Here is a 5,298-nt window from a genome sequence, read left to right on the forward strand (position 1 = left end):
CATCGACCAGGTGGATCAGGCCGTAACCGAGTTCGATCGTGACAAGCGTGCGATCGGACACGTCGTCGAGCGTGACCCGGCCCGGATCGGGCGCGGGTTCGGGCGCAGGCATCGGCAGCGGCTTGTTGGCGTGCTTGCGCAACTTCCACCAGAGCCAGAACGCCAGGCCCGCGGCGGGCAGGAACATGCGTTGGGGCATGGCGGGGATCGCGCCGATCGCCAGCAGGATGCAGGCCACCGGCAGCCAGATGGCGGGTGAGGCGAACTGGAATCCGATCTGCCCGGCAAGGTCCCGGCTGTCGGACACCCGCGTCACGATCACGGCGGCGGCAATCGACAATAGCAAGGATGGGACTTGCGCGACCAGCGCATCGCCCACCGCCAAGGTCACGTATTTCTCGGCCGCGTCGCCCGCAGACAGCTTGTGGCTGATCATGCCGAGACAGAAGCCGGCGACGATATTGACCGCCAGGATAAGCAGCGCGGCGACCGCATCGCCCTTCACGAACTTGGATGAACCGTCCATCGCACCGTAGAAATCGGCCTCGGTCGCCACTTCCTTGCGGCGCGCGCGGGCGTCGTCGGCCGACAGGATGCCCGCGGCAAGGTCGGCGTCGATCGCCATCTGCTTGCCGGGCAAGGCGTCCAGCGTGAACCGCGCGGACACTTCCGAGACGCGCCCCGCGCCCTTGGTGACAACCACCATGTTGATGATCATCAGGATCGCGAACACGAACAGCCCGACGACAAAATTGCCGCCGATCAGGAAGGCGCCGAACGCCTCGATCACGTGGCCCGCCGCCGCTCCGCCCAGGTGCCCGTTGACCAGCACCACGCGCGTGGACGCGACGTTGAGCGACAGCCTCAGCAGCGTGGCGAACAACAGCACTGTGGGGAATGCGCTGAAATCGAGCGGCTTTTCGGCGTTCATCGCCGCCATCAGGATCGCCACTGACAGCGCGATGTTGAGCACGAAGAACACGTCGAGCACCGCTGCCGGCAGCGGCACCACCATCAGCATGATCAGCGTGAGGATGCCGAACGGCGCGGCCAGCGACGAAGGATTGCCCAGTTTCTTGAACATGGCCTAGAATCCGAACCGGGCGAGCTGGCCGTAAGCCGCCTGGACGTGATCGGGCGCTGACGAGGCCGCCCCGCCGATCCCGAAAGCGCTGCGCAAGGTATCGGCCATCGACGCTGACGCAGGCGATGCGGCAGCCGTGGCGGCAAATTCCTGTGCCATCGGGCCGGTGGGCGCAGCGGCGGCGCTCGCCGAGATTGCGGCAGCATCGAACGGATCGAGCGCACCCGCACCGGGGAATCCGGCTCCACCCAGCGGAGGGAGCACAGGAAACGTATCGTCGCCAAAGCTGCTGAGGCCGTAGTCCATGACGCTGCTATCGGCACCGCCCGCAGTCATCGCGCCATCGAAGCGTGCGCGGATCGTCTGCATCACCGCCGCGACCGAGCGCGGCGCGCCCGAGGGATCGTAAAAGATCGCACGGTTCGCACCCGCCGCTTGCGGCAGCAGCGCCGCGGCGCTGGCTTGCGGGGTGGCGGCAAGCGTATCGAGGAAGCGGTTGGCACCATCGGCCCCGAGGAAATGCGCGAGGTACAATTCGGCGCCGTCGGGCGTACGGCCCAGGTGCGCGGTGAGCGTGGCGCGGTTGTCGTTGGCCAATTCGCCAGCCATCAGCGAAGATGCGGTGGGATCGTTGCGCATGGCCAGGATCGCGGCGCGCTGTGCGGGATTGCGCGCGGCGCCGCTGAGGATCGCGGCTTGCGCCTCGCCAAGGCCATGATCGCCGCCGTGGCGCTCCAGCGTCTTGAGCCACGAGCCTTCGGTGAACTGATAAAGCCCGCGCGCGGTCGAGGTGCCGGCGTGCGCGGTGGGGTTGAGGCGCGATTCGATGCGCGCCTGCGCCAGCAGGAAGTCGAAGCTGTTGCCGGTTTGCGCAGCGGCGTTCGAGATCGCTGCGCGGACGCGGTCGGGTGTAGAGGCAGCAGATGCGCCGGCCGGATCGAGCGATGGACTGGAACTCACAGGCTTGCTTCCCCTGGCACCGCGTCAGGCGGCCTCATCCGGGTTCAGCAAGGCGCGTGCCAATTGGCGTCAGCGATGCGCCATCCGTCCGCGCATGGCGTTGCCACCACCCACGCGATAAAGCGACGAACGGCCCGTAAGCGCGGTCAACCGCGTGCTGACTTTGCCCGCGATCAGGTTGCGCAACCGCGCATTTCCGTCATTCAGCCGCGCAGCGCTGGCCAGCAGGTCCTTCAGCGGTGCATCGATCGCGGCCGTATCCGCATCGGCCAGCACTTCGCACAAATGGCCTTTGCGCATGGCGCAATCGACGATGCCCGACAAATCGAGCCCGGCAAGCGCGCGCCGTTCGTCCTGCAGCACGGCCAGCATCTGCCGCACGATCTGCATGACATCGGGTGTTGCTGCGGCAGCGTTCATGGCTTGGTGCTCAGCATCAGGCCGGCCGCGATCATCGCATCGGCGACTTTGGTCGGCAGCAGCGGATAAGTGCCCTTCTGGATCGCGTTGCGGATCACCGAAACACGGTTCTCGTCGATCGGGGGCTTGCCCGGATCGAGCGCCGGGCTGGTCTGCACCGCAGCGGCGGGTGTGCTGGCCAATGCGCTGGCCAATGCGCTGGCGGGCGCGGTCGCTGCGGTCGGTGCAGCAGCACTGGCCACTGCGGTCGATGGTTTCGCGGCGTTGGTGCGTATCGCACCGACCGGCCTGGTGGCCCCCGGCGGTCTTTGGCCGAATTCGATGGGAGGCATGATGCCCGCTCCTTGCCAATAGCCTGATGACTTACTCAAGGCTCAGGACGGCGAGGGCTTGCCGGGTTTAAGGGGCCGACTTGCCCTTCTCGGAAAAATTTTGCCGAACGCGCCTGCTTATTCGTCGGTCATTTCGACCAGGCCCGGCCGCACCACCCTCGCGCGCAGCGCCTCGTTGCGGTCGCCCGGGCTTTTCTCGCCCGCACGCACGCGGATCCAGGCCCCCGGCGCGCCGGGTTCGAGCGCCTCGCCGCCTTGCGACACCGAATAGCCATCGCCCCGCACCACGATCGTCACCGCATCGCCCTTGCCAATTACTGGGGGGCCAATGACCGGCGCGGCCACCGCCGATTGGCCACCGGCCGAAAGCGCCACGAACAATCGCCACCCGCCCGGGCACTGCACCACCACCATGTCCTGCCCCTGTAACTGGCTTTGCCCGCGCCACGACAATGCCAACGGCGCCGCACACCGCGCCAGCCGCAACCGCCGATCGATCGGCAGCGCTGCGCCGCCCGGCTGGCCCATGCCCGCACCGGTAAAGCGCGCCACTTCAGCCTCGATCGCCGCCGGGTCGATGAAGCCACCCGCCTGCGCGTGAAGCGGCGCGAGCGGATACAAATACGCCGCCACGGCGGTGGTGAGCGCGATCGAAAACGGTCGGAACATGGAAAGCCAGCCTTTGCAGCGACAGGAACGTCAGTGCCGATCTTGCAAGCTGCGTGCCATTGCGCTGGGTTCGGTTGGCGCATCGTATGCCAACGTCGCCTCTACGGTATCGCCCGGCCCCGGTTCGACCAGAACACGCAGCGACCGATCGCCAGCGGCGGTGGCCAATGAAGCTGCGCGTGCCACCGCGGAGGCGTGATCCTTGCGGTAGGTAACGCGCAAGCTGAGCAACGCGCGGCCATCGGCACTCGCCAGCCATTGCACAAGCGACGGCGCGCCCGGCCCCGGCCGCCACACGGCCACTGGTTGCGAACGTTCGCCGGGTGGCAACGGCGCGCTGGATGCGGGCTTGGCGGCCTCCGAAGCATTCGCGGTTGGCTGTTCTGGCAACACCGAGGCGGTCACCATGAACAGGATCAGCGACAAATCGGTGAGTACGGTGCGCCAGCCGGTGCCAAGCCCCGACGTGACGCGCCCGGAACGCCGCCGTTCGCCCGGCCCTTTGGCTCCAGCCGCGTTGGCAAGCGCGCGGGTCATGCCGCCATGTCGGGCACCAGCGACGGCTGGCGGGCCGCTGGTTGCGTGATCAACGGGCCCGAACCCGGGCGGCAGATCGGTTCGATTTGCGCGGTCAGCCAGTCGACCAGATCCTGGCGCTGCGCTTCTTCCTCGGCGGCAACGCGCTCGACCAGCCGCGCCAGCGGGGCGAACAGCAAGTTGGCGAGCAGCAAGCCGTAAAGCGTGGTCAGCACCGCCATCGAGATCGTGCCGGTCAGCGCGCCGCGCGCGATGCCGCCCGCAGGCAACTGGCTGAGCGATATCAGCGTGCCGGCCAGTCCGAACACCGGCGCCAGTTCGGCGGCTTGCGCCAGCGTGCCCACTGCGATGTCGGCCTGCGCGGTGCGGCGCGCCTTGTGCGCTTCGTGGCGTTCGATCAGCGCGGGCACCGAACGGCGCGAAATCAGCGCGTCGGTGGCGTCATCGAACTCGGCATCGCCTGACCGGCGCGGGTTGGCGCGCAGCAGCCCGTCACGGCGGATTTCGTTGACTTGCGCGGCAAGATCGGCGCGGGCAAGCGTCGCCGAAAAGCGGCGGCTGACCACGCCGATCAGCGCCGCCAACGTCACGCGCAACTCGCTGGGGCCGCAGCGTAGCGCCGTGCCAAGCAGGGTGCCCCCCACCACGATCAGCGCCGAGGGTTCGTTGAGCAGGGAATCCAGCAGCATGAGGGCGCGCAATCTCCACGATCACATCGATCATCGCCCAGAACGGCAAGGATATGAATGCGTTAAGGGGCGGAGTGATCTTGCCGCATGCGGCAGCGCTTTGCCGCCCTGCCGCATGCCCTTGCCGGGTGCCGCCGCGGTAACGCCCATCGCGTTTCACGCAATTCCGCGCGGTTGCCGCTTTTGGCACGGCCTTTGCTGAACCGAAGGCGACGCGAACCATTGCGTCGCTGACCTGCGAGGCAAGGCATGAGCGAAACCCTGTTCGGCATCCACGGCGCCGCGCTCGAATTGCGGGGGCTGCGCATGGGGTTGCTGTCCTCGAACATCGCCAATGCGGCTACCCCCGGCTACAAGGCGCGCGACATCGATTTCGCCGCCGCGCTGAAGGCCAGCACCGCTGGCAACAGCATGGGCCAGGCGATCGCCGGCGCCACGCGCTTCCGCGCCCCGGTCATGCCGTCGCTCGACGGCAACACCGTCGAGATGGCCACCGAACAGACCGCCTTTGCCGAAAACGCGGTCGGCTATTCGGCCACTCTGTCGTTCATCAAGGACCGCGTCGGCACCACCATGCGCGCGTTGAAGGGCGAATAGCGATGGGCAC

8 protein-coding genes are annotated in these 5,298 nt (G+C 67.6%); 1 reads left to right on the forward strand and 7 read right to left on the reverse strand.

Annotated features, from left to right (window positions below; all coding sequences use genetic code 11):
* The 7 genes from Q0R16_RS03815 to Q0R16_RS03845 form a co-directional block, all read right to left on the reverse strand.
* Positions 1 to 1,084, reverse strand: a 1,084-nt coding sequence (locus tag Q0R16_RS03815; protein WP_295632144.1) for an FHIPEP family type III secretion protein, incomplete at its 3' end; no start/stop codon positions are given.
* 3 nt (positions 1,085 to 1,087) lie between these two features.
* Positions 1,088 to 2,044, reverse strand: coding sequence for a lytic transglycosylase domain-containing protein (locus Q0R16_RS03820; protein WP_295632147.1), 957 nt, complete (start codon positions 2,042 to 2,044; stop codon positions 1,088 to 1,090).
* Between the two features lie 69 nt (positions 2,045 to 2,113).
* Positions 2,114 to 2,464 (reverse strand): flagellar protein FlgN, encoded by a 351-nt coding sequence (locus tag Q0R16_RS03825; protein ID WP_295632150.1) that lies wholly within the window; start codon positions 2,462 to 2,464, stop codon positions 2,114 to 2,116.
* On the reverse strand, positions 2,461 to 2,796 hold the full coding sequence (gene flgM, locus Q0R16_RS03830) for a flagellar biosynthesis anti-sigma factor FlgM (RefSeq protein ID WP_295632152.1): 336 nt from the start codon (positions 2,794 to 2,796) through the stop codon (positions 2,461 to 2,463). Before flgM ends, Q0R16_RS03825 begins: the two co-directional genes overlap by 4 nt.
* Positions 2,797 to 2,913: 117 nt before the next feature.
* Positions 2,914 to 3,465 (reverse strand): flagella basal body P-ring formation protein FlgA, encoded by a 552-nt coding sequence (locus tag Q0R16_RS03835; RefSeq protein WP_295632154.1) that lies wholly within the window; start codon positions 3,463 to 3,465, stop codon positions 2,914 to 2,916.
* 30 nt (positions 3,466 to 3,495) lie between these two features.
* Complete coding sequence (locus Q0R16_RS03840) at positions 3,496 to 4,002, reverse strand: hypothetical protein (RefSeq protein WP_295632156.1); 507 nt, start codon at positions 4,000 to 4,002, stop codon at positions 3,496 to 3,498.
* Positions 3,999 to 4,691, reverse strand: coding sequence for a MotA/TolQ/ExbB proton channel family protein (locus Q0R16_RS03845; RefSeq protein ID WP_295632159.1), 693 nt, complete (start codon positions 4,689 to 4,691; stop codon positions 3,999 to 4,001). Before Q0R16_RS03845 ends, Q0R16_RS03840 begins: the two co-directional genes overlap by 4 nt.
* Before the next feature lie 249 nt (positions 4,692 to 4,940).
* Between Q0R16_RS03845 and flgB the strand changes: the two genes are divergently transcribed.
* Entirely contained in the window at positions 4,941 to 5,288 is a 348-nt protein-coding gene (gene flgB, locus Q0R16_RS03850) for a flagellar basal body rod protein FlgB (protein ID WP_295632162.1), read from the forward strand.
* The last annotated feature ends 10 nt before the right edge of the window (positions 5,289 to 5,298 follow it).

Origin of the sequence: Novosphingobium sp. (genome assembly GCF_025351285.1) — a bacterium.
Classification (GTDB): domain Bacteria; phylum Pseudomonadota; class Alphaproteobacteria; order Sphingomonadales; family Sphingomonadaceae; genus Novosphingobium.